24 protein-coding genes are annotated in these 23,368 nt (G+C 56.6%); 15 read left to right on the top strand and 9 right to left on the bottom strand.

The genetic code is table 11. The annotated features are described in order from the left end of the window. Positions 1-21 precede the first annotated feature (21 nt). From rsxA to gstA, 9 genes are all read left to right on the top strand, one after another. The gene (gene rsxA, locus BN3796_RS13965) at positions 22-603 is read left to right on the top strand and encodes an electron transport complex subunit RsxA (RefSeq protein ID WP_061708967.1); all 582 of its coding nucleotides are present in this window, start codon (positions 22-24) and stop codon (positions 601-603) included. After that, positions 603-1,181: an electron transport complex subunit RsxB gene (gene rsxB, locus BN3796_RS13960; RefSeq protein ID WP_061708966.1), complete on the top strand. Its 579-nt coding sequence runs from the start codon at positions 603-605 to the stop codon at positions 1,179-1,181. The genes rsxA and rsxB overlap by 1 nt, the downstream gene beginning before the upstream one ends. Continuing rightward, positions 1,174-3,348: an electron transport complex subunit RsxC gene (gene rsxC, locus BN3796_RS13955; RefSeq protein WP_061708965.1), complete on the top strand. Its 2,175-nt coding sequence runs from the start codon at positions 1,174-1,176 to the stop codon at positions 3,346-3,348. The genes rsxB and rsxC overlap by 8 nt, the downstream gene beginning before the upstream one ends. After that, complete coding sequence (gene rsxD, locus BN3796_RS13950; RefSeq protein ID WP_061708964.1) at positions 3,349-4,401, top strand: electron transport complex subunit RsxD; 1,053 nt, start codon at positions 3,349-3,351, stop codon at positions 4,399-4,401. Between the two features lie 9 nt (positions 4,402-4,410). Continuing rightward, positions 4,411-5,031 (top strand): electron transport complex subunit RsxG, encoded by a 621-nt coding sequence (gene rsxG, locus BN3796_RS13945; RefSeq protein WP_061708963.1) that lies wholly within the window; start codon positions 4,411-4,413, stop codon positions 5,029-5,031. Positions 5,032-5,033: 2 nt separating this feature from the next. Next, positions 5,034-5,720, top strand: coding sequence for an electron transport complex subunit E (locus BN3796_RS13940; RefSeq protein ID WP_061708962.1), 687 nt, complete (start codon positions 5,034-5,036; stop codon positions 5,718-5,720). Then, positions 5,717-6,352 (top strand): endonuclease III, encoded by a 636-nt coding sequence (nth, locus tag BN3796_RS13935; RefSeq protein ID WP_061708961.1) that lies wholly within the window; start codon positions 5,717-5,719, stop codon positions 6,350-6,352. The genes BN3796_RS13940 and nth overlap by 4 nt, the downstream gene beginning before the upstream one ends. Before the next feature lie 587 nt (positions 6,353-6,939). Next, a complete protein-coding gene (dtpA, locus tag BN3796_RS13930; RefSeq protein WP_061708960.1) occupies positions 6,940-8,445 on the top strand; it encodes a dipeptide/tripeptide permease DtpA in 1,506 nt (501 codons plus the stop codon). A 104-nt stretch (positions 8,446-8,549) separates the two neighbouring features. Further along, on the top strand, positions 8,550-9,155 hold the full coding sequence (gstA, locus tag BN3796_RS13925) for a glutathione transferase GstA (RefSeq protein ID WP_061708959.1): 606 nt from the start codon (positions 8,550-8,552) through the stop codon (positions 9,153-9,155). Between the two features lie 32 nt (positions 9,156-9,187). On the opposite strand, the gene pdxY is transcribed toward gstA, so the two are convergent. The 5 genes from pdxY to anmK all read right to left on the bottom strand — a co-directional run bounded on the left by pdxY (position 9,188) and on the right by anmK (position 13,766). Then, positions 9,188-10,048 (bottom strand): pyridoxal kinase PdxY, encoded by an 861-nt coding sequence (pdxY, locus tag BN3796_RS13920; RefSeq protein ID WP_061708958.1) that lies wholly within the window; start codon positions 10,046-10,048, stop codon positions 9,188-9,190. Positions 10,049-10,111: 63 nt separating this feature from the next. After that, on the bottom strand, positions 10,112-11,386 hold the full coding sequence (tyrS, locus tag BN3796_RS13915; RefSeq protein ID WP_061708957.1) for a tyrosine--tRNA ligase: 1,275 nt from the start codon (positions 11,384-11,386) through the stop codon (positions 10,112-10,114). A gap of 125 nt (positions 11,387-11,511) precedes the next feature. Continuing rightward, positions 11,512-12,168, bottom strand: a complete 657-nt coding sequence (gene pdxH / locus BN3796_RS13910; protein ID WP_061708956.1) for a pyridoxamine 5'-phosphate oxidase — start codon at positions 12,166-12,168, stop codon at positions 11,512-11,514. Between the two features lie 57 nt (positions 12,169-12,225). Continuing rightward, positions 12,226-12,549, bottom strand: coding sequence for a C-type lysozyme inhibitor (gene mliC / locus BN3796_RS13905; RefSeq protein WP_061708955.1), 324 nt, complete (start codon positions 12,547-12,549; stop codon positions 12,226-12,228). 92 nt (positions 12,550-12,641) lie between these two features. Continuing rightward, positions 12,642-13,766: an anhydro-N-acetylmuramic acid kinase gene (anmK, locus tag BN3796_RS13900; RefSeq protein WP_061708954.1), complete on the bottom strand. Its 1,125-nt coding sequence runs from the start codon at positions 13,764-13,766 to the stop codon at positions 12,642-12,644. A 246-nt stretch (positions 13,767-14,012) separates the two neighbouring features. Between anmK and slyB the strand changes: the two genes are divergently transcribed. Beyond that, a complete protein-coding gene (gene slyB / locus BN3796_RS13895; protein WP_061708953.1) occupies positions 14,013-14,480 on the top strand; it encodes an outer membrane lipoprotein SlyB in 468 nt (155 codons plus the stop codon). A gap of 192 nt (positions 14,481-14,672) precedes the next feature. Continuing rightward, on the top strand, positions 14,673-16,034 hold the full coding sequence (locus BN3796_RS13890) for a sensor domain-containing diguanylate cyclase (protein ID WP_061708952.1): 1,362 nt from the start codon (positions 14,673-14,675) through the stop codon (positions 16,032-16,034). 30 nt (positions 16,035-16,064) lie between these two features. Here BN3796_RS13890 and slyA read toward each other — a convergent pair whose 3' ends face one another. Continuing rightward, complete coding sequence (slyA, locus tag BN3796_RS13885) at positions 16,065-16,499, bottom strand: transcriptional regulator SlyA (protein ID WP_073885244.1); 435 nt, start codon at positions 16,497-16,499, stop codon at positions 16,065-16,067. A gap of 186 nt (positions 16,500-16,685) precedes the next feature. On the opposite strand from slyA, the gene BN3796_RS13880 reads away from it, so the two are divergent. From BN3796_RS13880 to BN3796_RS13870, 3 genes are read left to right on the top strand one after another with little or no spacing between them, the layout of a single operon-like run. Beyond that, positions 16,686-16,922 carry a DUF1656 domain-containing protein gene (locus BN3796_RS13880; RefSeq protein WP_061708950.1) on the top strand — a complete coding sequence of 79 codons (237 nt, stop codon included), beginning with the start codon at positions 16,686-16,688 and terminating at the stop codon, positions 16,920-16,922. Positions 16,923-16,924: 2 nt separating this feature from the next. Then, positions 16,925-17,785, top strand: coding sequence for an efflux RND transporter periplasmic adaptor subunit (locus BN3796_RS13875; protein WP_073885227.1), 861 nt, complete (start codon positions 16,925-16,927; stop codon positions 17,783-17,785). Then, on the top strand, positions 17,785-19,818 hold the full coding sequence (locus tag BN3796_RS13870; protein ID WP_061708948.1) for an FUSC family protein: 2,034 nt from the start codon (positions 17,785-17,787) through the stop codon (positions 19,816-19,818). The genes BN3796_RS13875 and BN3796_RS13870 overlap by 1 nt, the downstream gene beginning before the upstream one ends. Here BN3796_RS13870 and sodC read toward each other — a convergent pair. The 3 genes from sodC to BN3796_RS13855 form a co-directional block, all read right to left on the bottom strand. Next, the gene (gene sodC / locus BN3796_RS13865; protein WP_061708947.1) at positions 19,797-20,315 is read right to left on the bottom strand and encodes a superoxide dismutase [Cu-Zn] SodC; all 519 of its coding nucleotides are present in this window, start codon (positions 20,313-20,315) and stop codon (positions 19,797-19,799) included. The two genes, BN3796_RS13870 and sodC, sit on opposite strands and share 22 nt — an antisense overlap. A 79-nt stretch (positions 20,316-20,394) precedes the next feature. Further along, positions 20,395-21,291, bottom strand: a complete 897-nt coding sequence (locus BN3796_RS13860; RefSeq protein ID WP_061708946.1) for an aldo/keto reductase — start codon at positions 21,289-21,291, stop codon at positions 20,395-20,397. 48 nt (positions 21,292-21,339) lie between these two features. Further along, a complete protein-coding gene (locus BN3796_RS13855) occupies positions 21,340-21,579 on the bottom strand; it encodes a DUF1289 domain-containing protein (protein ID WP_061708945.1) in 240 nt (79 codons plus the stop codon). A gap of 145 nt (positions 21,580-21,724) precedes the next feature. Between BN3796_RS13855 and eptA the strand changes: the two genes are divergently transcribed. Continuing rightward, positions 21,725-23,365 carry a phosphoethanolamine transferase EptA gene (eptA, locus tag BN3796_RS13850; RefSeq protein WP_061708944.1) on the top strand — a complete coding sequence of 547 codons (1,641 nt, stop codon included), beginning with the start codon at positions 21,725-21,727 and terminating at the stop codon, positions 23,363-23,365. Positions 23,366-23,368: the final 3 nt, after the last annotated feature.

Below are 23,368 nucleotides of genomic sequence, written 5' to 3'. Positions count from 1 at the left end.
TTTCAGGCTTAATGCTCAATAATGACTGATTATCTTCTGCTCTTTGTCGGAACCGTGCTGGTTAACAACTTCGTGCTGGTGAAGTTCCTCGGCCTGTGCCCGTTCATGGGGGTCTCCAAAAAGCTGGAAACCGCAATGGGCATGGGGCTGGCGACAACGTTCGTTATGACGCTTGCCTCTGTTTGCGCCTGGTGGATCGACAACTGGATCCTGATTCCGCTGGGTTTAACCTATCTGCGCACGCTGGCCTTTATTCTGGTTATCGCCGTGGTGGTGCAATTTACCGAGATGGTGGTGCGTAAAACCAGCCCCGCGCTCTACCGTCTGCTCGGCATATTCCTGCCGCTGATCACCACCAACTGCGCCGTGCTCGGCGTGGCGCTGCTCAATATCAACCTTGGGCATAATTTCCTGCAATCCGCACTGTACGGTTTTTCCGCTGCGGTCGGCTTTTCGCTGGTCATGGTGTTATTCGCCTCCATTCGTGAGCGTATGGCTGTGGCCGATGTCCCTGCCCCGTTTCGCGGCAACGCCATCGCGCTGGTGACCGCGGGCTTAATGTCTCTGGCCTTTATGGGCTTTAGTGGTCTGGTGAAGTTGTAATGAATGCTATCTGGATTGCCATCGCCGTGCTCGCCGTGCTTGGGCTGGTATTTGGCATCATTCTCGGCTATGCCTCGCGCCGCTTTGCGGTAGAGGAGGATCCGGTTGTTGAAAAAATCGACGCGCTGCTGCCGCAGAGTCAGTGCGGGCAGTGCGGTTTTCCCGGCTGCCGCCCTTACGCTGAAGCGGTCGGGTTACAGGGTGAAAGCATCAACCGCTGTGCGCCCGGCGGCGAGGCGGTGATGTTAAAAATCGCCGAGCTGCTTAACGTCGATCCGCAGCCGGTAGATGGTGACGAAAGCGCCCGTGAGCCGGTCCGCGCGCTGGCGGTGATTGATGAAGCCAACTGTATCGGCTGCACAAAATGCATCCAGGCCTGCCCGGTAGACGCCATCGTTGGCGCGACGCGCGCCATGCACACGGTAATGGCGGATCTCTGCACGGGCTGCAACCTCTGCGTCGCGCCCTGCCCGACCCAGTGCATCACGCTGCGTCCGGTCGCAACGACTCCCGATAACTGGAAATGGGATCTTCAGACCATTCCGGTTCGCATCATTCCTGTGGAACAACATGCTTAAGTTATTTTCTGCTTTCAGAAAAGAGAAAATCTGGGATTTCGACGGCGGTATCCATCCGCCGGAGATGAAAACCCAGTCCAGCGGCACGCCGTTGCGTCAGATCCCTCTGGCGAGTCGCTTTGTCATCCCGCTCAAACAGCACATCGGCGCTGAGGGCGAGCTGTGCGTGCAGGCAGGAGATCGCGTGCTGCGCGGTCAGCCTCTGACCCTGGGTCGCGGACGGATGCTCCCGGTCCATGCCCCCACCTCCGGTACCGTGACGGCGATTGCGCCTCATACCGTAGCCCACCCTTCCGCGCTGGCGGAGCTTAGCGTCCTGATCGAGCCCGACGGCGAGGACCAATGGATCGATCGCGATGGCTGGAGTGACTACCGCGCCCACAGCCGCGAAGCGCTGATTGAGCGTATTCACCAGTTTGGCGTGGCGGGTCTGGGCGGCGCGGGCTTCCCCACCGGCGCGAAGCTGCGCGGCGGCGGCGATAAAATTGAGACGCTAATCATTAACGCCGCCGAGTGCGAACCCTATATCACCGCCGACGATCGTCTGATGCAGGACTGCGCGGCGCAGGTTGTGGAAGGGATCCGCATCCTTGCCCATATTCTTCAGCCGCGCGAAGTCTTGATCGGCATTGAGGATAACAAGCCGCAGGCGATTTCCATGCTGCGGGCGGTGCTGGCAGGGAGCCACGATATCAGCCTGCGCGTTATCCCGACCAAATATCCCTCCGGCGGAGCGAAACAGCTTACCCAGATTTTAACCGGCAAACAGGTGCCGCACGGCGGGCGCTCCTCTGATATCGGGGTGCTGATGCAAAACGTCGGCACCGCTTTTGCCGTGAAACGGGCCGTTATTGACGGCGAGCCGCTGACCGAGCGCGTTGTCACACTCACCGGCGAATCGGTCTCCCGCCCGGGAAACGTCTGGGCGCGGCTGGGAACCCCTGTCAGCCATCTGCTGGAGCAGGCGGGCTTTTGCCCGGGCAGCGAGCAGCTGGTGATCATGGGCGGTCCGCTGATGGGCTTTACCCTGCCCTGGCTCGATGTGCCGGTGGTCAAAATCACCAACTGCCTGCTGGCCCCTTCCGCCAGCGAAATGGGAGAACAGCAGGAGGAGAAAGGGTGCATTCGCTGTAGCGCCTGCGCCGACGCCTGCCCTGCCGATCTTCTCCCGCAGCAGCTGTACTGGTACAGCAAAGGCCAGCAGCATGATAAGGCCACCGCGCATAACCTGGCCGACTGTATAGAGTGTGGCGCCTGCGCGTGGGTCTGCCCGAGCAACATCCCGCTGGTGCAGTACTTCCGCCAGGAGAAAGCGGAAATTTACGCTATCTCCCTGGAAGAGAAGCGCGCCGCCGAAGCGAAAGCCCGTTTTGAGGCGCGTCAGGCGCGACTTGAACGCGAAAAAATCGCCCGTCAGGCTCGTCATCAGCAGGCTGCCGTCCAGCCGGGCGGGAAAGATCAGGATGCGATTCAGGCTGCCCTGGCCCGCGTACGTGAGAAGAAGGCCAGCGCGACCGAAACCGTCGTGATTCCAGCCGGTGCAAAACCTGACAACAGCGAGGCGATTGCCGCCCGCGAAGCGCGTAAGGCCCAGGCCCGCGCCCGTCAGGCGGAAAAAGCGCAGCAGGAGAACGACCCGCGCAAAGCCGCGGTAGAAGCCGCTATCGCCCGCGCCAAAGCCCGCAAGGCGGCTACGCAGGAAGAGACGCCAGCCGAAGCGGTCGACCCACGGAAAGCGGCGGTGGAAGCCGCCATTGCCCGCGCTAAAGCCCGCAAGGCAGCCGCGCAGGAAGAGACGCCAGCCGAAGCGGTCGACCCGCGTAAAGCTGCTGTGGAAGCCGCTATCGCCCGCGCTAAAGCCCGCAAGGCGGCTACACAGGATGAGACGCCAGCCGAAGCGTTAGACCCACGGAAAGCGGCGGTAGAAGCCGCTATCGCCCGCGCTAAAGCCCGCAAGGCGGCCGCGCAGGAAGAGACGCCAGCCGAAGCGGTCGACCCGCGTAAAGCGGCAGTAGAAGCCGCCATCGCCCGGGCGAAGGCGCGTAAGGCGTCTCATCAGGAAGCCGAGCCTGCCGCCAATGACGATCCGCGCAAAGCCGCAGTCGCCGCTGCGATTGCGCGGGTACAAGCCAGGAAAGCCGAACAGAAGGCAGTTAACGAGGATTAAATGGTTTTCAGAATCGCAAGTTCCCCTTACACCCACAACCAGCGCCAGACGTCACGCATTATGATGCTGGTTTGCCTGGCCGCGCTGCCGGGCATTGGCGTTCAGCTCTGGTTTTTTGGCTGGGGGACGCTTTTTCAGATCCTGCTGGGCTGCGCGAGCGCCCTGGCTGCGGAAGCGCTGGTGCTGAAGCTTCGCAAAAAGGCGGTCTCCCGCACGCTGGCGGATAACTCCGCGCTGCTGACCGGCCTGCTGCTGGCTATTAGTATTCCCCCTTTTGCGCCGTGGTGGATGGTGGTGCTGGGGACCGTTTTCGCGGTTATTATCGCCAAACAGCTTTATGGCGGCCTGGGCCATAACCCCTTCAACCCCGCCATGATTGGCTACGTGGTACTGCTGATCTCTTTCCCGGTGCAGATGACGAGCTGGCTGCCGCCTCAGCAAATTGCCGCGACGGTGCCAGGCTTTATGGATGCGCTGCAGATGATCTTTACCGGCCATACCGCTGCCGGGGGGGATATGACTACCCTGCGTATGGGCGTGGACGGCATCAGTCAGGCCACGCCGCTGGATACCTTTAAAACGTCCCTGCACGCCGGAAAAAGTGTGGATGAGATTATGCAGTCCGCCATTTATCACGGCATGCTCGCGGGCGCGGGCTGGCAGTGGGTCAACCTTGCCTATATGTTGGGCGGCATGCTGCTGCTCTGGAAAAAGGCCATTCGCTGGCATATCCCGGTCAGCTTCCTGGTCACCCTCGCCCTCTGCTCTGCGCTGGGCTGGGCGTTTTCCTCCCAGCCGCTGGCCAGCCCGCAGATGCACCTCCTCTCCGGCGCAACCATGCTGGGGGCGTTTTTTATTCTGACCGATCCGGTGACCGCTTCGACCACTAATCGCGGGCGATTGATCTTCGGCGCGCTGGCAGGCCTGCTCGTCTGGCTTATCCGTAGCTTTGGCGGCTATCCCGACGGCGTCGCTTTTGCCGTCCTGCTCGCCAATATTACCGTTCCGTTAATTGATTACTACACTCGCCCGCGCGCGTACGGTCACCGTTAAGGAGTCGCCATGCTAAAAACGATGCAAAAACATGGCGTAACGCTGGCACTTTTCGCCGCGGCGCTGACGGGACTTACCGCGCTGGTCAATTCCCTGACCAAATCAACCATCGATGAGCAGGCCGCCAGCCAGCAGAAGGCGCTTTTCGATCAGGTGATCCCCGCCAGCTTCTATGATAATGAGCTGCAAAAAAGCTGTTTTATCGTTCAGGATCCCCAGCTCGGCAAAGGGGAGCACCGTGTCTATATCGCCCGCAAGGGCGACAAGGCGGTGGGTGCCGTTCTGGAAGCCACTGCGCCAGACGGTTATTCGGGCGCGATTCAACTGCTGGTTGGCGCAGATTTCTCTGGCACTATACTGGGCACCCGCGTTACGGCGCACCATGAAACGCCGGGGCTGGGGGATAAAATCGAGCTCCGCCTCAGCGACTGGATTTTGAGTTTCGCCGGTAAGGTGATTCATGGCGAAAACGACCCCGCTTTCGCGGTCAAAAAGGATGGCGGCGAATTTGATCAGTTCACCGGGGCAACCATTACCCCGCGCGCCGTGGTCAACGCCGTGAAGCGCGCCGGGATCTTTGCCGGGACGCTGCCCGCGCAAATCAACAATCTTCCTGCCTGTGAGGAGTAATCATGAGCCAGGTTAAAGAGGTTATCGTTCAGGGGCTGTGGAAGAACAACTCCGCACTGGTCCAGCTTCTGGGGATGTGTCCCTTGCTGGCGGTCACCTCCACCGCCACCAACGCGCTGGGTCTGGGGCTGGCCACTACGCTGGTGTTGACGCTGACCAATTTTTCGATTTCGGCGCTGCGTCGCTGGACCCCTTCTGAAATTCGTATTCCCATTTATGTCATGATCATCGCCTCGGTGGTAAGCGTGGTGCAGATGCTGATCAACGCTTACGCCTTTGGCCTCTATCAGTCGCTCGGGATTTTTATCCCCCTTATCGTGACCAACTGCATCGTGGTGGGTCGCGCCGAGGCCTTTGCGGTAAAAAACGATCCGCTTATCTCGGCGCTGGACGGATTTTCTATCGGCATGGGGGCCACCGGCGCGATGTTCGTGCTGGGCTCAATGCGTGAAATCCTCGGCAACGGCACGCTCTTTGACGGCGCGGATGCTCTGCTGGGTGGCTGGGCAAAAGCGTTACGCATTGAAGTCTTTCATACCGATACCCCTTTCCTGCTGGCGATGCTGCCGCCGGGGGCGTTTATCGGTCTTGGCATGATGCTGGCGGTCAAATACCTGATTGACGAGAAACGTAAGCGCCGCGCCGCAGAACGTCAGTCGCAAGAGGCGGTGCCGGAGAAAGCGGTATGAATAAAGAGAAGCGCCTGGAGATCCTCACGCGCCTGCGCGAAAACAACCCGCACCCGACGACGGAGCTAAACTTCTCCTCCCCGTTTGAGCTTCTGATCGCGGTGCTGCTCTCGGCGCAGGCAACCGACGTCAGCGTCAATAAAGCGACGGCGAAGCTCTATCCTGTGGCCAATACCCCGCAGGCAATGGTTGACCTGGGCGTGGAGGGGGTGAAGTCCTACATTAAAACCATCGGCCTTTTTAACAGTAAAGCGGAAAACGTGATTAAAACCTGCCGCATCCTGCTGGAAAAGCATGGCGGAGAGGTGCCGGAAGATCGCGCCGCGCTGGAGGCGCTGCCCGGCGTGGGCCGTAAAACTGCCAATGTGGTGCTCAATACCGCCTTTGGCTGGCCGACCATTGCCGTCGATACGCATATTTTCCGCGTCTGTAACCGCACCCAGTTCGCCCCGGGGAAAAACGTAGAGCAGGTGGAAGAGAAGCTTCTCAAGGTGGTCCCCCCTGCATTCAAGGTAGACTGCCACCACTGGCTGATCCTTCATGGCCGTTATACCTGCATTGCCCGTAAGCCCCGCTGCGGCTCATGTATTATCGAGGATCTGTGTGAATATAAAGAGAAAGTTTATTCCTGAGAACCGGTTCAGATTCTGATAGTGCTTTTTTTGGGGACAGATAGTCCCCTTTTCTTTGCCCGACTGTGGCTACACTCGCGGACTATCATCTGGCCAATTAACACCCAAACAGGTCAATCCTTTTTTTTCCAACAGAATTTTCTATATATATGTGATGATGATCACATAGAAAACGACTTGTTATAATTCTGTTGAAAATATGCGAGCGCGTACCGCGTAGCACAAGCTTGATACGCTTTTTAGCAAAAGAATCGTCCAGACATTTTTCAGATAAAGGGGAATACCACTGCCATAAACGCCATTTAGCAGAAGATATCGCCTAAACCCCTCTCTCCCCCGGATCAGGCAGTGAAAAAAACCATGAATTTTACTGGCGTGAAATTTAACGCTGAATAACATTTGGTTAATCCGAGCATTATCCCGGTAGAGTTAAATGTAACAGAGTATTGCAAATCTATTGCCAGATGCCTCAGGATAGTGAACATTACCCGCCGTTTCCCCTCCCACTATAAAAATAATGCGGATGGACATGCGCCATCACGCTATGAACACCCCCGTTAATATGGGATGTAAAAAAAGAGGTATATGTGTCAACTGCAAACAAAAAACCAGCGGATGAAAGCGTAAGTCTTAACGCTTTCAAACAGCCGAAAGCGTTCTATCTCATTTTCTCGATCGAATTATGGGAGCGTTTCGGCTTCTACGGCCTGCAAGGGATTATGGCCGTTTACCTCGTGAAACAACTGGGTATGTCAGAAGCGGATTCTATTACGCTCTTCTCTTCCTTTAGCGCGCTTGTATACGGCCTGGTTGCCGTCGGCGGCTGGTTAGGGGATAAGGTTCTTGGCACCAAACGTGTAATCATGCTGGGCGCTATTGTGCTGGCTATCGGTTATGCCCTGGTCGCCTGGTCTGGTCACGATGCAGCTATTGTTTATCTGGGTATGGCGACCATCGCGGTCGGCAATGGCCTCTTCAAGGCGAACCCCTCCTCCCTGCTCTCAACCTGCTATGAGAAAAACGACCCGCGTCTGGACGGTGCATTTACCATGTACTACATGTCCGTGAACATCGGCTCCTTCTTCTCCATGCTGGCGACGCCGTGGCTCGCGGCGAAATTTGGCTGGAGCGTCGCTTTTGCGCTTTCCGTAGTGGGTATGGTGATCACCGTCATCAACTTCGCCTTCTGCCAGAGATGGGTGAAACAGTACGGCTCTAAACCTGACTTTATGCCGGTCCATATGGGCAAGCTGCTTGCGACCATCGTCGGCGTTGTGGTGCTGGTTGCGATTGCCACCTGGCTGCTGCATAACCAGTCGATTGCGCGTGCTGTGCTGGGCGTCGTGGCGCTGGGTATTATTATCATCTTCGGTAAAGAAGCGTTTGCCATGCAGGGCGCAGCGCGTCGCAAGATGATCGTAGCCTTTATTCTGATGCTTGAGGCGATCGTGTTCTTCGTGCTCTACAGCCAGATGCCGACCTCCCTGAACTTCTTCGCGATTCGTAACGTTGAGCACTCGATTCTGGGTCTCGCCTTCGAACCAGAACAGTATCAGGCGCTGAACCCGTTCTGGATCATGGTGGGTAGCCCGATTCTGGCCGCTATCTACAACAAGATGGGCGACCGTCTGCCGATGCCGCACAAGTTCGCTATCGGTATGGTGCTCTGCTCTGGTGCGTTCCTCGTACTGCCGCTGGGCGCGAAATTCGCCAGCGACGCGGGTATCGTCTCCGTTAACTGGCTGATCCTGAGCTATGCGCTGCAGTCTATCGGCGAGCTGATGATCTCCGGCCTGGGTCTGGCAATGGTTGCACAGCTGGTGCCGCAGCGTCTGATGGGCTTCATCATGGGTAGCTGGTTCCTGACCACCGCGGGTGCCGCGATCATCGCTGGCCGCATTGCAAACCTGATGGCGGTACCGGAAAACGTAACCGACCCGCTGATCTCTCTCGAAGTCTACGGCCGCGTCTTTATGCAGATTGGTATCGCCACCGCCGTTATCGCCGTGCTGATGCTTCTCACCGCGCCTAAGCTGAACCGCATGACGCTGGATGATGATAAAACCGTGAAGGCGAACGCCGCCAACGCGTAACCGTCGCCGGGAAACCTCGTTAAAAGCCGCTAAGTAATTAGCGGCTTTTTTTTTGCCCTGGTCCGCACTAACATAGCTGAAACCTCAGCAAAAAGGAGTTACCGATGAAACTGTTCTACAAGCCGGGTGCCTGCTCTCTTGCTTCACACATCACCCTGCGTGAGAGTGGAAAGGATTTCACCCTCGACAGCGTGGATCTGAGCCAGAAACGCCTTGAAAACGGCGATGACTATTTTGCAGTTAATCCCAAGGGACAGGTTCCGGCGTTGCTGCTTGACGACGGCACCCTGCTTACCGAAGGGGTCGCCATCATGCAGTTCCTGGCAGATAACGTACCGGATCGCCAGCTGCTGGCGCCCACCGGCACTATCGCCCGTTATAAGACGCTGGAGTGGTTGAACTACATCGCGACCGAGCTCCATAAAGGCTTCACCCCGCTCTTCCGTCCGGATACCCCGGAAGAGTACAAGCCTGCCGTTCGCAGTCAGCTGGAGAAGAAGTTGAGCTATGTTAACGATGCGCTGAAGGAAGATCACTGGATTGGCGGCTCCCGCTTTACCGTAGCCGATGCCTATCTCTTTACGGTTCTGCGCTGGGCGCGCGCCGTGAAGCTTAATATGGACGGATTAGACCATATCGCCTCTTATATGGACCGTGTCGCGGCGCGCCCGTCCGTGGCGGCGGCGCTTAAAGCGGAAGGACTGAATTAATGCAGACCGGGTAGCGTACGCTACCCGTTTTTTTACAGCAGAGTGGCGCTGAAATAGTGCTCCGGCTTCGCGATGCGGTCCTGCGCCGCGACGACCTGTAGCTCATACTCCTGCATCGCTTTGGTGGTCACCATGATTTCATAGACCGCTGCCGTCACGTGCTCCAGCGCATCACGCAGGCTCGCGCCCTGCAACAGCTTCACCAGCAGCAGCCCGCTGGTCACATCCCCCACGCCTACCGGATGACGCGCGCCAAAATCGACCAGCGGACGGCTGATATGCCAGGCTTCATCACCCGTCACCAGCAGCATCTCAAAGCGATCGCGGCTGAGCCCGGCGCGCGCAAGATGTTTAACCAGCACAATCTTCGGCCCTTGGGCGATTAGCTCCCGGGCGGCGAGAACCGCCTCCTCAACGGAGTTCACCGGGTGTTCGCAGAGAATTTCAAGCTCGACCAGGTTTGGCGCGATAATGTCGCTCGCGGGCAGCGCGTGGCGCTGATGGAACTCCGCCACGCCAGGCGCGACGAAACAGCCCTTCTCAGGGTGTCCCATCACCGGATCGCAGAAAAACTTCGCTGCCGGATTGGCCGCTTTTACCTGGCGAACGATGGCGAGAATATGCTCACCCTGCTCGGCCGAACCCAGATAGCCGCTCAGCACCGCGTCGCAGCGCTTCAGCTGGTCGATATCAGCGATGCCCTGGACTATCTCGGTTAAATGCGACGGCGGCATAACGCACCCGGTCCATTTGCCGTATTGCGTATGGTTTGAGAACTGTACGGTGTTGAGGGGCCAGACGTTGGCGCCCAGGCGACGCATGGGAAATTCTGCGGCGCTATTGCCAGCGTGTCCAAAGACGACATGGGACTGGATGGCGAGGATATTCTTCATTTTACACAAAACCCTGAATAGTAAAGGGGCGCGGTCTCCCGCGCCCCTGCATGCTTCTTTTGGTTATTTCCAGCAAACCAGGCAGTAGTTTTTCTTACCGCGACGCAGCAGCGTATAGCGGCCAAAAAGACGATCGCTGTCGGTAAAGGTATATTCCGGATCGGACTGCTTTTCGCCGTTAATGGTGATGGCGTTGGAGGCGATGGTTTTGCGCGCCTGGCCACGGGAAGGCTGCAGCTCGGAATCGACCAGCGCCTGCATCAGATCCGCCCCTTTTTCCATCTCAACCATCGGCACACCATCCTGCGCCAGCTGCTCGAAATCCTCTTCGCTCAGATCGCTCAGCGTGCCGTTGAAGAGACTTTCGGTGATGCGTTTCGCCGCCGCCAGCCCCGCTTCGCCGTGCACCAGACGGGTGACCTGCTCGGCCAGCACATACTGCGCGCGTGGCGCTTTACCGCTGTTTTTATCCTCTTCTTCCAGCGCATTGATCTCTTCGAGCTCCATGAAGGTAAAGAACTTCAGGAAGCGGTAAACATCCGCATCGGCGGTGTTGATCCAGAACTGGTAGAATTTGTACGGGCTGGTTTTCTTTGGATCGAGCCAGACCGCGCCGCCTTCAGTTTTACCGAATTTGGTGCCATCCGCTTTGGTGATCAGCGGAACGGTCAGGCCGAATACCTGCTTCTGATGCAGACGACGGGTCAGGTCGATACCCGAGGTGATATTACCCCACTGGTCGGAGCCGCCAATCTGCAGCGAAACATTGTGCAGTTTGTTCAGGCAGGCGAAGTCGTAACCCTGCAGCAGGTTATAGGAGAACTCGGTAAAGGAGATACCCTGATCGTCACGGTTCAGACGCTGCTTCACCGCTTCTTTATTGATCATCTGGTTTACGGAAAAGTGTTTACCGATATCCCGCAGGAAAGTCAGGACGTTCATACCGCCAAACCAGTCGTAGTTATTAGCGGCAACGGCGGAGTTTTCTCCGCAGTCAAAATCGAGGAACGGAGCGACCTGCTTGCGGATTTTATCCACCCACTGCTGTACGGTCTCTTCGGTATTAAGCTTACGCTCGGCGGCTTTAAAGCTTGGATCGCCAATCAGACCGGTCGCGCCGCCAACCAGCGCAACCGGCTTGTGGCCCGCCTGCTGGAAGCGTTTCAGGCATAACAATGGAACAAGATGCCCCAAATGCAAGCTGTCAGCGGTGGGATCGAAGCCGCAATAGAGCGCGATCGGGCCTTGCGCCAGCAGCGCAGCTAACGCTTCCTCATCCGTCACCTGGGCTACAAGGCCCCGCTCTTGCAATTGTTTAATCAAGTTACCGCTTGCCATCAAATTCTCCATGTATAAACGACTGCACCTCTGTCGGTACACGACTTTTCGCCAGACGCGAAAGGTACATAGAATAAAGCGCCAGCGCTGCGCGCGCTAGCGCTTAAGAGAACAAATTTAGGGGTTCAGGGAGCCAGGCGGTCGATTTTCCACGCATCGCTCTCGCGCTGGTACAAAAAGCGGTCATGCAGGCGATGTTCTCCCCCCTGCCAGAACTCCATCTGCTCAATGGAGACGCGGAAGCCGCCCCAGAAGCTCGGTAACGGGACTTCGCCCTGCTGGAATTTCTGCTTCAGCTCAAGGAACTTACTCTCCAGCACGCCGCGCGCCGAAATGCGGCTCGACTGCTTTGAGACCCAGGCGCCGATCTGGCTGTCGCGCGGACGGCTGTGGAAATATTTCACCACCTCCAGGGTCGACAGGCGCTGGGCCTGGCCGATGACCATTACCTGCCGCTCCAGCATATGCCAGGGGAAGAGGAGACTGATGCGGGGATTGTTTTCAATCTGATGAGCCTTACGGCTGCCGAGGTTGGTGTAAAAGACCAGCCCGCGCTCATCATAGTGTTTAAGCAGGACGATACGCTGATAGGGTTGACCGTTTTCATCGACGGTGGCAACCACCATCGCGGTCGGGTCGGCAAGCCTGGCGTCGCAGGCCTGTTTCAGCCAGCGTTCAAAAAGGGGTAGCGGTTCGGCAGGCAGATCCTGGCGACGCAGGCCGCCTTTGGTGTATTCACGGCGCAGATGCGCGATTTGCTGCAAATCATCGTTGTCTGACATGGCGTTAGCTGACGTTAACAGTGGGTGGCGCTATTGTGCGCCGCCCCCTGAAAAATCTCAACGCTTCGGATTCTGCAGCACGCAGTTATTGAGCACGATACGGTCGCGTTTATAGACGGTAGCGGTGTCGCCTTTCGACCACAAAACCCAGATGCCGTCGGTATAACGCGTACCCGAGGCTGACAGCCCCTGCTTCAGGTTCAGCAGCTTATTGTCATAGATAAAGCTTGCTTCCTGTTGGGAGGCGTTGAGTTTGACGGTAAGGGGTTTTTCGTCACAGCGATATTCCAGCGTATCGGTGCTCATGCGCTCGACGAACTGGTTGTAGTAGCTACATCCTGCAAGTAAGAAAGGGAGAGCAAAAATCAGGCTTTTTTTCATCTGTCTGTTCCGACGACTTTGGATTGTCAGGGGCAAAACCTGCCCCTCTCTTTTCGTCGATTTTAACCATCATACGCACGTATGAAATTCAGTTAACTCTGATTATGTCGCGGATTGGCCGGAAAAATCGCTCCCAGGACCGTCGCTTCCCGCGCGCCGGTCACGGAGGGAAGATTTCCCGGAAGCCCCGCCAGGGTGCGCCAGGCAAGCCAGGCGAAAGCCAGAGCTTCCATGTCGTCGCCGCTGATCCCGGCGGCCTCCGTTGTTGCCACCTCGGTACCGGGCAATAGCGCGGCAAGCCGCGCCATCAGCAACGGATTTCGGCTCCCGCCGCCGCAGACCAAAAGCCGCTCGCATCCGCCGCTCAGCATGACCTGTTCCGCGATGGAGACGGCGGTGAGTTCCGCGAGGGTCGCCTGCACGTCCTTCGCACTAATGCCGGGGAAATGGACCAGCTGTCGCTCCAGCCAGCCGTAGTTAAAATATTCTCGCCCCGTGCTTTTGGGCGCCGGCGCGGCAAACCAGGGATCGCTTAGCATGCTTTGCAGCAGCGGCAGAACAACTTTCCCCTCTGTCGCCCAGCGGGCGTCTTTATCGTACGGTTTTCCGCACTGGCGCCAGATCCAGGCATCCATCAGCATATTGCCAGGCCCGGTGTCATAACCGCGCACCGGCTGACCGGGGATCAGCATGGAGAGATTTGCGATGCCGCCGATATTAAGCACTATCCGCCGCTCAACCGGATGGGCCAGCAGCGCCTGATGAAAGGCGGGCACCAGCGGCGCCCCCTGCCCGCCCAGCGCCATATCGCGACGGCGGAAATCACCTACCACCGTCACGCCGGTCATCGCCGCTATCTGGTTGTTATCGCCGATCTGCAGCGTATGCGGCGCCTCGCCCCCTGGCTCATGCCAGACCGTCTGCCCGTGACAGCCAATCGCCACGATATCCTGCGCCTTGAGCTTCTGCTGATCCATGAGCGCGACAACCGCCTCGCCAAAAAGACGACCCAGCCGGGTATCGAGACGGCCAAGCCGGGACAAGGTGAGCTGCTGTCCCTGGCAAATGCTGAGGATCTCCTCTTTTATCGCCAGGGGAATAGGCCAGCTCAGGCTGGCCTGCTGCGCCACCATATTTTCATCAATAGCAGCCAGTACCACATCCACGCCATCGAGGCTGGTCCCCGACATAACGCCTATATAACGACCCGATATCATGCCTCTTCCTTTATCGCTGGGCTCATCTCTCCACTCCACCACAAACCGCGCGCTAATGCCATGAGGGATTTATCATTTATGATATTGAGCAGGCCCGGCTACCGCCTGCTGTTGACCTGCGGTTAAACCTGATTCGCCTAAAATTTTTTTTTGTCCAGTTGTGAAGATATGATCTATGGCTGCCGATGCCATATACTTGGGGCATATGGATGCTCTGTCGAGCGTTTAAGTGAACAGGAGATTCAAATGATTTTACGTGTACTGGCCATATCCATGATCGGTTTTACGCTTGCAGGCTGTGTCAATAACGACTCGCTGTCGGGAGATGTTTATACCGCCTCTGAAGCGAAGCAGGTGCAAAACGTCACCTACGGTACCATTGTTAACGTGCGACCGGTGCAAATTCAGGGTGGCAACGATAATAATGTCATCGGCGCGCTTGGTGGCGCAGTCCTGGGCGGCTTCCTCGGCAATACCATAGGCGGCGGCACAGGCCGTTCTCTGGCTACGGCGGCAGGCGCGGTGGCAGGCGGCGTTGCAGGACAGGGCGTCGAGGGTGCGATCAACAAAACGCAGGGCGTCGAACTGGAAATCCGTAAAGATGACGGCAACACCATTATGGTGGTGCAGAAACAGGGCAACACCCGTTTCTCAGCCGGTCAGCGCGTCGTGCTGGCAAGCAACGGCAGCCAGGTTACCGTTTCCCCGCGTTAATGTTAAAAAGAGCGTGACAAATCGTCACGCTCTTTTTACGCCACTTAACCAAATTCTTATTCTTAATAATTAAAATAACTTTTCACCCCGAACTATTCTGCGCGATTTTGTTTCTGCGCAAAGTTACGGACATTTTTTTAAACTATCCTTTCACAATTGTTCTCTTTTTTTTCCCGATGGCGTGAAAGTACTATGCCAGCAATAGACGACGTAATAAAAAATCGTTTTTTTGTCTTTATCTGCGGATGTATAGCTGCAATCGCTGCGCTGCAGTTTGGCCTTTCCAGTATGGCAGGGTTCGTCTCTTCCTTTTCGCCGCTTCTTTTTCCGACGTTAACCATATTTTTATTGGTCTTTCATCTCTTTATCGCCTGTTTTATGGCGATGCGCTACTGGTGCGACCGGCGCCGGCTTTATCTGGTCGCCCTTGCCTTTGCGTTTGCGGGGTCGTCATGTCTGATGGTAGGCACGCTGAGCAGTTTTCCCGCGTGGTTTGAGCTTTATCAGTTCACGGATAATAACTATAACGACGCGATGATCTTCTTCATGTTCCGCCACCTCATGATGGCGGTGCTGATCATCGCGGCCACGGTCCTCTATACCCTGCGACATCAGCCCCTCTCCCGGACGATACATCTTATCGTCATTGGTACCGTTGCGATATTCACCACCTGTATGATCATCCTGGCATGGTGCTATTCCAGCCACTGCACCCTGTTCGGTATCGACCTCGTCGATAATGAAACTCGCCAGTTTATGATGCTATGGGATCAGGTCATTAATATCATTTTGATTATGATTTGGCTTGTTGCATTCACCACAATGATGGTTATTACCCGTCTGCGTAATCTTTTCTGGGTAAGCGGCACTTTTTTATGTCTGAGTTATCTGGTCTCACTCTCCATATTGCTTTTTTCGGGACAGGTAGAAGGGTTAGGCTGGTATCAGGCGCGTATATTTGAAACCACCGCAACGTTATTAATTATTTTCGTCTTGTTATGCGATGTATTTAGTCTCTACCGCGATTCAAATTCCAGGTATCAACAATCTTATCAAAACGCTATTCGCGATGCGCTAACTCGACTTTATAACCGCAGCTATTTCTATGATGCCCTGAAGCAGGCCCTGAAAACCGCGTCTGACGTCAGTCCGGTTTCGGTCATTGTCAGCGATTTAGATCGCTTCAAGCGCATTAATGATACCTACGGTCATCTGCAGGGGGACAAGGTCCTGCAGTTCGTCGCCACGCTACTCACGGAGTCCGTTCGCCCGCAGGATATCGCCGCCCGTATTGGCGGCGAAGAGTTTGTCCTGCTCCTGACCCATACCGCGTCGGCAGACGCGCATCAGGTGGCGGAACGGATCCGCGTCAAGCTAAACGGCTACGATCGCGCCACCAGCAACAATCAGCTCCCCGAGAAGATCTCCATCAGTATGGGGGTCTATACGGCGACCTCAGCGCAGGTGACAGAAGAAGAGTGTGTAGAGCGGGCGGATAAGGCGTTGTATCAGGCGAAAGAGACAGGACGAAACCGGGTGGTGGTCTGGCAATAAAAAAGCCTTGCTAAGCAAGGCTTTTACAGGTTAACCGCGTGTCTGGAGCTCGTGAATATTCTGCTCCAGCCGCGAGATAAGCCCCGCCAGCTGTTCCAGCTCTTCAGCCGAAATGCCTGACAGGATCTCTGCGCGGGTTTTACTGATGACCGCTTCCATCTCTGTGATGATCGGCGCGGCTTTTTCAGTCAGTCTGATACGTTTGGCACGGCGATCGTTAGCGCAGGTTTGTCGGGAGATTAATCCCTTCTCTTCCAGCTGATCGAGTGTACGAACCAAAGATGGCTGCTCAATGCCTATCGCTTTTGCCAGTTGAATCTGCGACTGGTCGGGCGGTAACTGATGAATGTTATGCAGCGTAACCCAGTGCGTCTGCGTCAATTCCAGAGGTTTCAGGCGATGGTCAATCAGAGCACGCCAGATGCGTACTAACCTTGCCAGATCAGAACCTAGTGGCGATTCCAATTTCATCTCCTTATAATTAGCTTGCTAAGTTATTATACTCATTTTAGAATAGTGTGCAGCATTTATATTGCTAAAACAAACGCAATGCTGCATTTATGGAGATTGAAAAGTATGATTTATGTCGTTAATCGCTCTCCTGATTAGCGACTTGATCAAGGCTCTTACCATGGCGAAGGATCTCTGCTCGTGACATTCCCCCTAAGCTCCGCCGGTGTACCTCTTCAGGATCTGATTTTCGGCGCATCCATCTATTTACCCCCTGTTTTCAAGGCGGTACTGTTGGGATTCCCCCTCTGGCTGCTGGTGCATCGCCTGGTTCGCGACTGGCTCTACGCGGGTGAAATCTGGCATCCAACCCTGATGGATCTCTCTTTGTTTGTTCTCTCCGTTTGCCTGGGTATGGCGTTGTTAACTGCGTGGTGACGTTGTCGATGAAAACTCTTAAATACTTTTCGACTCTGCTGGTTCTGACGCTGGCTGTGGTGGCAGGCTGGTGGATGTGGAATTTCTATATGCAGTCGCCCTGGACCCGTGATGGTAAGATCCGCGCCGAGCAGGTGAGCGTTACGCCGCAAGTCTCCGGGACTATCAGCAGCCTGCTGGTGAAAGATAATCAGCGGGTAAAGCAAGGCGAGGTCCTTTTTCGCATTGACGATACCCCCTTTCGCATCGCCGTGCTGAACGCCCAGGCGCAGCTTGCAAAAGCGCAGTCCGATCTGGCGAAGGCAAATAATGAGGCCACTCGCCGTCGGCACCTTTCCAGAAACTATATCTCCGCAGAAGATCTCGACACCGCGAACCTTAACGTTAAGGCGATGCAGGCGAATCTGGAGGTGGCGCAGGCCACGCTCAAACGCGCCGAATGGGAGCTGAGTCAAACCGTGGTGAAAGCGCCGGTCGACGGCTGGATAACTAACCTATCGACGCGCACAGGCAACTATGCCAGCACCGGTCAGCCGCTGTTTGCGCTGGTGGACAGCCACTCCTTCTACGTCATTGGCTATTTCGAAGAGACCAAGCTGCGTCATATTCGCGTCGGCGCACCGGCGCAGATCACGCTTTACAGTAATTCGCAAAAGTTACAGGGTCACGTATCCAGCATCGGACGCGCGATTTACGATCAGAGTGTCGAAACCGATTCCGGGCTGGTGCCTGACATTAAGCCTAACGTCCCCTGGGTGCGTCTTGCCCAGCGGGTGCCGGTGCGGTTTACCTTCGATAGCCTGCCGACGGATATCACGCTGGTCTCCGGCACGACCTGTACCGTATCAATTGGAACACGCTGATGGGGCTGCAGGCCATCTCCTGGCGTAACGCGCCGTGGATCAAAGCGACGCGCCCTCAGTGGCGTTACGCGCTGCGTAACGGTATTGCCATCTGTCTCGCCCTGAGCATCGCCTATTACCTGGATCTGGACGAACCGTACTGGGCAATGACCTCCGCCGCGGTGGTCAGCTTCCCGACCGTCGGCGGCGTCATCAGTAAAAGTCTGGGACGTATCGCGGGCAGCCTGGTCGGCGCGACCGCGGCGCTTATTGTTGCAGGACATACGCTTAACGATCCGTGGCTCTTTTTGCTGAGTATGTCCCTCTGGCTGGGAATGTGCACCTGGGCCTGCGCCTGGTTTACCAATAACGTCGCCTACGCCTTTCAGCTGGCGGGCTATACCGCCGCGATTATCGCTTTCCCCATGGTCAACGTGCTGGAGACCACGGAGCTGTGGGATCTCGCCCAGGCGCGCGTCTGCGAGGTGATTGTGGGGATTCTCTGCGGCGGTATCATGATGATGATTCTGCCCAGCACCTCGGATGGTATCGCGCTTATCACCGCCCTGAAAAATATGCACGCCCGACTGCTGGAACACGCCAGCCTGCTCTGGCAGCCCGATACCAGCGACGAGATCCGGCTTGCCCACGAAAAGGTGATTGCTCAGATCCTGACCATGAACCTGCTGCGTATCCAGGCCTTCTGGAGTCACTACCGCTTTCGACGTCAGAACGCCCTGCTTAACGCGCTCCTGCATCAGCAGCTGCGTATGACCAGCGCCATTTCGAGCCTGCGGCGCATGCTGCTGAACTGGCCGAATCCACCCGCCCATACCCGTGTAACCATAGAGAATTTACTGACTCTGCTTGCCAGCCCCGGCGCGGATGCTTATAGCGTCGCGCGTGTTATCGCCCCGCTGGCTCCCGTTGATAAAGAGGATTACCGGCATCGCGCTTTCTGGGAGCGGCTTAACTATTTTTGCCGCCTCTATCTGCGCGGCAGCCGCTGGATCCGTAGCGTGGAAAACGCCACGCCCGTCACGGAGATCAGCCTCCCCCGCGCCCCGGCGCTGGCCAGACACACGGACAGTATGGAGGCGCTGTGGAGCGGTTTTCGCACCTTCTGCGCTCTGATGGTGGTTGGCGCCTGGAGCATTACCACCCAGTGGGATGCGGGTACATCAGCCCTCTCCTTATGCGCCATCAGCTGCGTACTCTACTCCATCGCCGCCTCGCCTTTTAACTCGCTCACGCTGCTGCTGCGCACGCTGGTGCTGCTTTCGCTCTTTAGCTTTCTGGTGAAATTCGGGCTGATGGTGCAGGTGACCGATCTGTGGCAGTTTCTGCTCTTTTTATTCCCGCTTATCACCACCATGCAGCTGCTGAAGCTGCAAATGCCGAAGATGGCGGGTCTGTGGGGGCAACTGATCGTCTTTATGGGATCGTTTATCGCGGTGACCAACCCGCCGGTCTATGATCTTGCTGATTTCCTGAATGATAACCTGGCAAAAATCCTCGGCGTGGGGCTGGCCTGGATGGCCTTTGCCGTACTCCGCCCGGGCTCTGATGCCCGTAAAAGCCGACGGCATATCCGTGAGCTACGGCGCGGTTTTGTCGACCAGCTCAGCCGCAAACCGCACCTTCTGGAAAGCGAATATGAGTCGCTGGTTTATCACCACGTCAGCCAGCTTAACAACAGCAAGGATTCCCTTTCCCGCCGCTGGCTTCTGCGCTGGGGCGTCGTGTTGCTGAACTGTTCGCATGTGGTGTGGCAACTGCGCGCCTGGGAGACCCGTTCCGATCCGCTTTCACGGGTACGGGATGTCTGTATTGCCCTGCTGCGCGACGTAATGAGCGAACGTGGCGTGCAGCAGCGGCCGCTGGCGGTAACGCTGGATGAGCTTCAGCGGATCTGTGAGGTGCTCGCGCGCCACCCGCAACCGGCAGCGCGCGATCTGGCAGGAATTATCTGGCGCCTGCACTGCTCCCTTTCGCAGCTGGAACAGGCCCCGGCACCCGGTACCATCGGCGATCAAATCACGCCGCAGGCATAGCGCTCCCCGCCGCCGCCAAGCGGCTTGGGCGAATCAGACATGTTGTCGCCACCCACGTGGATCATTAGCGCCTTGCCTTTGACCTCATCCAGCTTTTTCAGGCGCGGCGCCACCACGGCGTCGGTCGCTTTACCATCGTTATTGACCACCAGCGGCGGCAAATCGCCCGTGTGGCCCATCCCTTCGGGTCCTTCATGCTTACCGGTATTATGCGGATCGAGGTGGCCCCCCGCCGCTTCAGCGGCTGACGGTTTACCCTCTTTCATAGCGGGCTGACAGCTGCCTTTGGCATGAACATGAAAACCATGTTCGCCCGGAGGAATGGCTTTCAGGTCGGGAGCAAATTCCAGCCCTTTATCGGTTTCGGTGATCTTCACTGTGCCAATAGACTGGCCGATCCCCTGGGCGGTGACGAGATTCATTTCAACTTCTTCGCTGGCCGCCTGCGCACCTGCGCAACAGGCCAGCGTCACTAACGCCAGAGCAAAACGCTTCATAGGACCTCCATGGGTTATTTTTGCCCCTTAAGTTTATACCAGGGGCAACGATTTCACCGGGAGGCCTGGCGTGGGAGGGTTAAGGCACGTCGTAGCCCAGCGCCGCTTTACGAATACGGAACCACTGCTGGCGCGTCATTTCCAGCTCTTCTGCGCCCGTCGCAGCGCGCACGCGCTCGATTTTGCCCGAGCCGATAATCGGCAACGGCTTAGACGGCAGACGCATTACCCAGGCGTAAACCACCTGCTCGATGGTGGCGGCGTTAAGCTCCTGCGCCACCGCCGCAAGCTCGTCGCGCAGCGGCCCGAACGCCTCATCGTTAAACAACCGCCCGCCGCCAAGGCAGGACCAGGCCATCGGATGAATGCGCAGTTGCTGCAGCTGATCGAGCGTTCCGTCCAGCAACAGCGGCTGGTGCACCGGGGAGATCTCCACCTGGTTAGTGGCAAGGGTAAAGGGCAGCCGCGACTGCAGCAGGGCAAACTGGGCAGGGGTAAAGTTGGAGACGCCAAAATGACGCACCTTGCCGCTCTGGTGAAGCGAGAGGAACGCCTGCGCCACTTCATCAGCATCCATCAGCGGATCGGGACGGTGAATAAGCAGCAGATCAAGACGATCGGTCGCCAGGTTTTTCAGCGACTGTTCAGCGCTTTTAATAATGTGATCGGCGTCGGTGATGTAGTGTCCCAGAGCATGTTCCGGCTTCGCGGTGGTGGCAATACCGCATTTGGTGACTATCTCCATCCGCTCGCGCAGCGCGGGTGCCAGCTTAAGCGCCTCGCCAAATGCCGCTTCGCAGAGATAGCCGCCATAGATATCGGCGTGATCGACGGTGGTGATACCGAGGTCGAGATGTTCCTCGATGAAGCTGACCAGCTGGCGCGGGGAGAGCTGCCAGTCCATCAGCCGCCAGTAGCCCATCACAAAGCGGGAAAAAGTGGGGCCCTGGGGCGCAAGGGTAATACGTTGAACCATAACAGTTTCCTCAAGGTAGTTATGGGACCAGTATACGCAATTGCGCAGCTAAAAAAGTGAGGGCTGCTGAGGTTCTTCGGTTTGAGCAGGTTTATTCACGCGTAATTTACGCAGCAAACGCTGCCTGCACAGGCGGATCACCTCCTGCTTTTGCGCGTCGCTCATTTTTTGCCAGTTAAAACGTTCGTCGCGACTGCGCATGCAGCCCCGGCAAAAACCGCGTTCATCCGACTGGCAAATTCCCCGGCACGGGCTCTGGATGGGGAAAAACTCCAGCTGCTCTGCCACTGTCACCTCCTTTATTCGCTGTCAGTTACAGTCAAGACGTTAAACGCGTTGTGCGCAAGGCCTTTTGTGACCAGCAGGCGCTAAGGTTTCACTAATCTTCGCTCTCTATACTCGCCTCATTATTTCGGTAAACGGTTTAATGACAATGCGACTCCCCAAGAAGTTACAGTGTAACGACAATCTTTTCACGCTGGCCTGCGCCCTCTTTTTTACGCTAATCAATGCGCTTTTTATTCAGCGCAGCTGGGCGATTATTTCGCCCGCCACGCTTCATGGCATTCTTTTCGCCGCCACGGTGCCGGTCGTACTGTTTTGCGGCTGGACGATAGTCTTCAGCCTGCTGAATATTCCCTTTATCCGTAAGCCGCTATTGATCATCCTGACCGTCGGCTGCGCGGCAGCCACCTGGTTTATGTACGCTTACGGGACGGTTATCGATCAGAACATGATGGTGAACGTCTTCGAAACCAATTCCCAGGAGGCGACGGCCCTTATCACGCCGCAGCTTATCGCATGGGTGGCCCTGGCGGGACTAATTCCCTCCGTCGTGCTGCTGATGATAAAGATCCGCTCCGGCCGCTGGTGGTACACCCTGCTGATGCGCCTGGCCTCGATTCTCGGCGCCCTGCTGGTCATTATTCTTATCGCCGCTCTCTTCTATAAGGATTACGCCTCGCTGTTTCGTAATAACAAGAGCATCGTCAAAATGGTGACGCCCGCAAATTACGTCAGCGCACTAATCAAATACAGCGAAACGCGCTGGTTTGCCGGCAGTCAGGCGTTGATTCGCATCGGGGAGGATGCACATAAAGGCGCCATTATCTCTGGACAGCACAAAAAAACCGTACTGGTGCTGGTCGTGGGCGAGGCGTCCCGCGCGGATAACTATTCCCTTAATGGTTACAGCCGGGAGACAAACCCGGAGCTGAAAAAGCAGGATATGATTAACTTTCCGCACGCCTCCTCCTGCGGTACCGAAACGGCGGTATCAGTACCGTGCATGTTTTCCGGGATGCCGCGCAAAAGCTATGACGCAAACCTGGCGCACCATCAGGAAGGGTTACTTGATGTGCTTAACCACGCGGGAATTAACCTGCTGTGGCGCGAGAACGACGGTGGCTGCAAAGGCGCGTGTAATCGCATCCCGCATACCGATATGACCCAGTGGCAACTTAACGCGTTCTGTAAAAATGGCTCCTGTCTCGACGAGGCCAATTTGTATCGTCTGGATAATGTGCTGGATGGGCTGAAACAGGATTCAGTGCTGGTGATCCACCTGATGGGCAGTCACGGTCCCGCCTATTATCAGCGCTACCCTCAGGCCTTCCGGCACTTTACACCCACCTGCGACACCAACCAGATTCAGGATTGCGACCGTCAGGCGCTGATAAATACCTATGATAATACGATCCTCTATACCGACAGCGTGGTAAGTCGCACTATTGACGCCCTCAAAGCGCGTCAGGCGACGATGAATACGGCGCTTATCTACCTCTCCGATCACGGGGAATCATTAGGGGAGAATGGCCTCTATCTGCACGGCACGCCCTATTTGCTGGCCCCCTCGCAGCAGACGCATATTCCGTTTATGTTCTGGCTTTCGCCGGACTACGTTAACAACTACGGCATCAGTCAGCGCTGCCTGCGGGATGAAGCGGCGAACAGCGCGGTTTCCCAGGATAATTTATTCTCAACGGTGCTGGGGATGATGGACGTGAAATCAACGGTTTATCAACCAAAGATGGATCTCCTTGCCCGCTGTCGGCAGGCAGAGGGGTTGCATTAGACC

The organism is Pseudenterobacter timonensis, assembly GCF_900021175.1.
Lineage (GTDB): Bacteria > Pseudomonadota > Gammaproteobacteria > Enterobacterales > Enterobacteriaceae > Enterobacter > Enterobacter timonensis.
The sequence above is the reverse complement of the archived record's forward strand: the minus strand, read 5'-3'. Positions and strand labels throughout refer to the sequence as shown.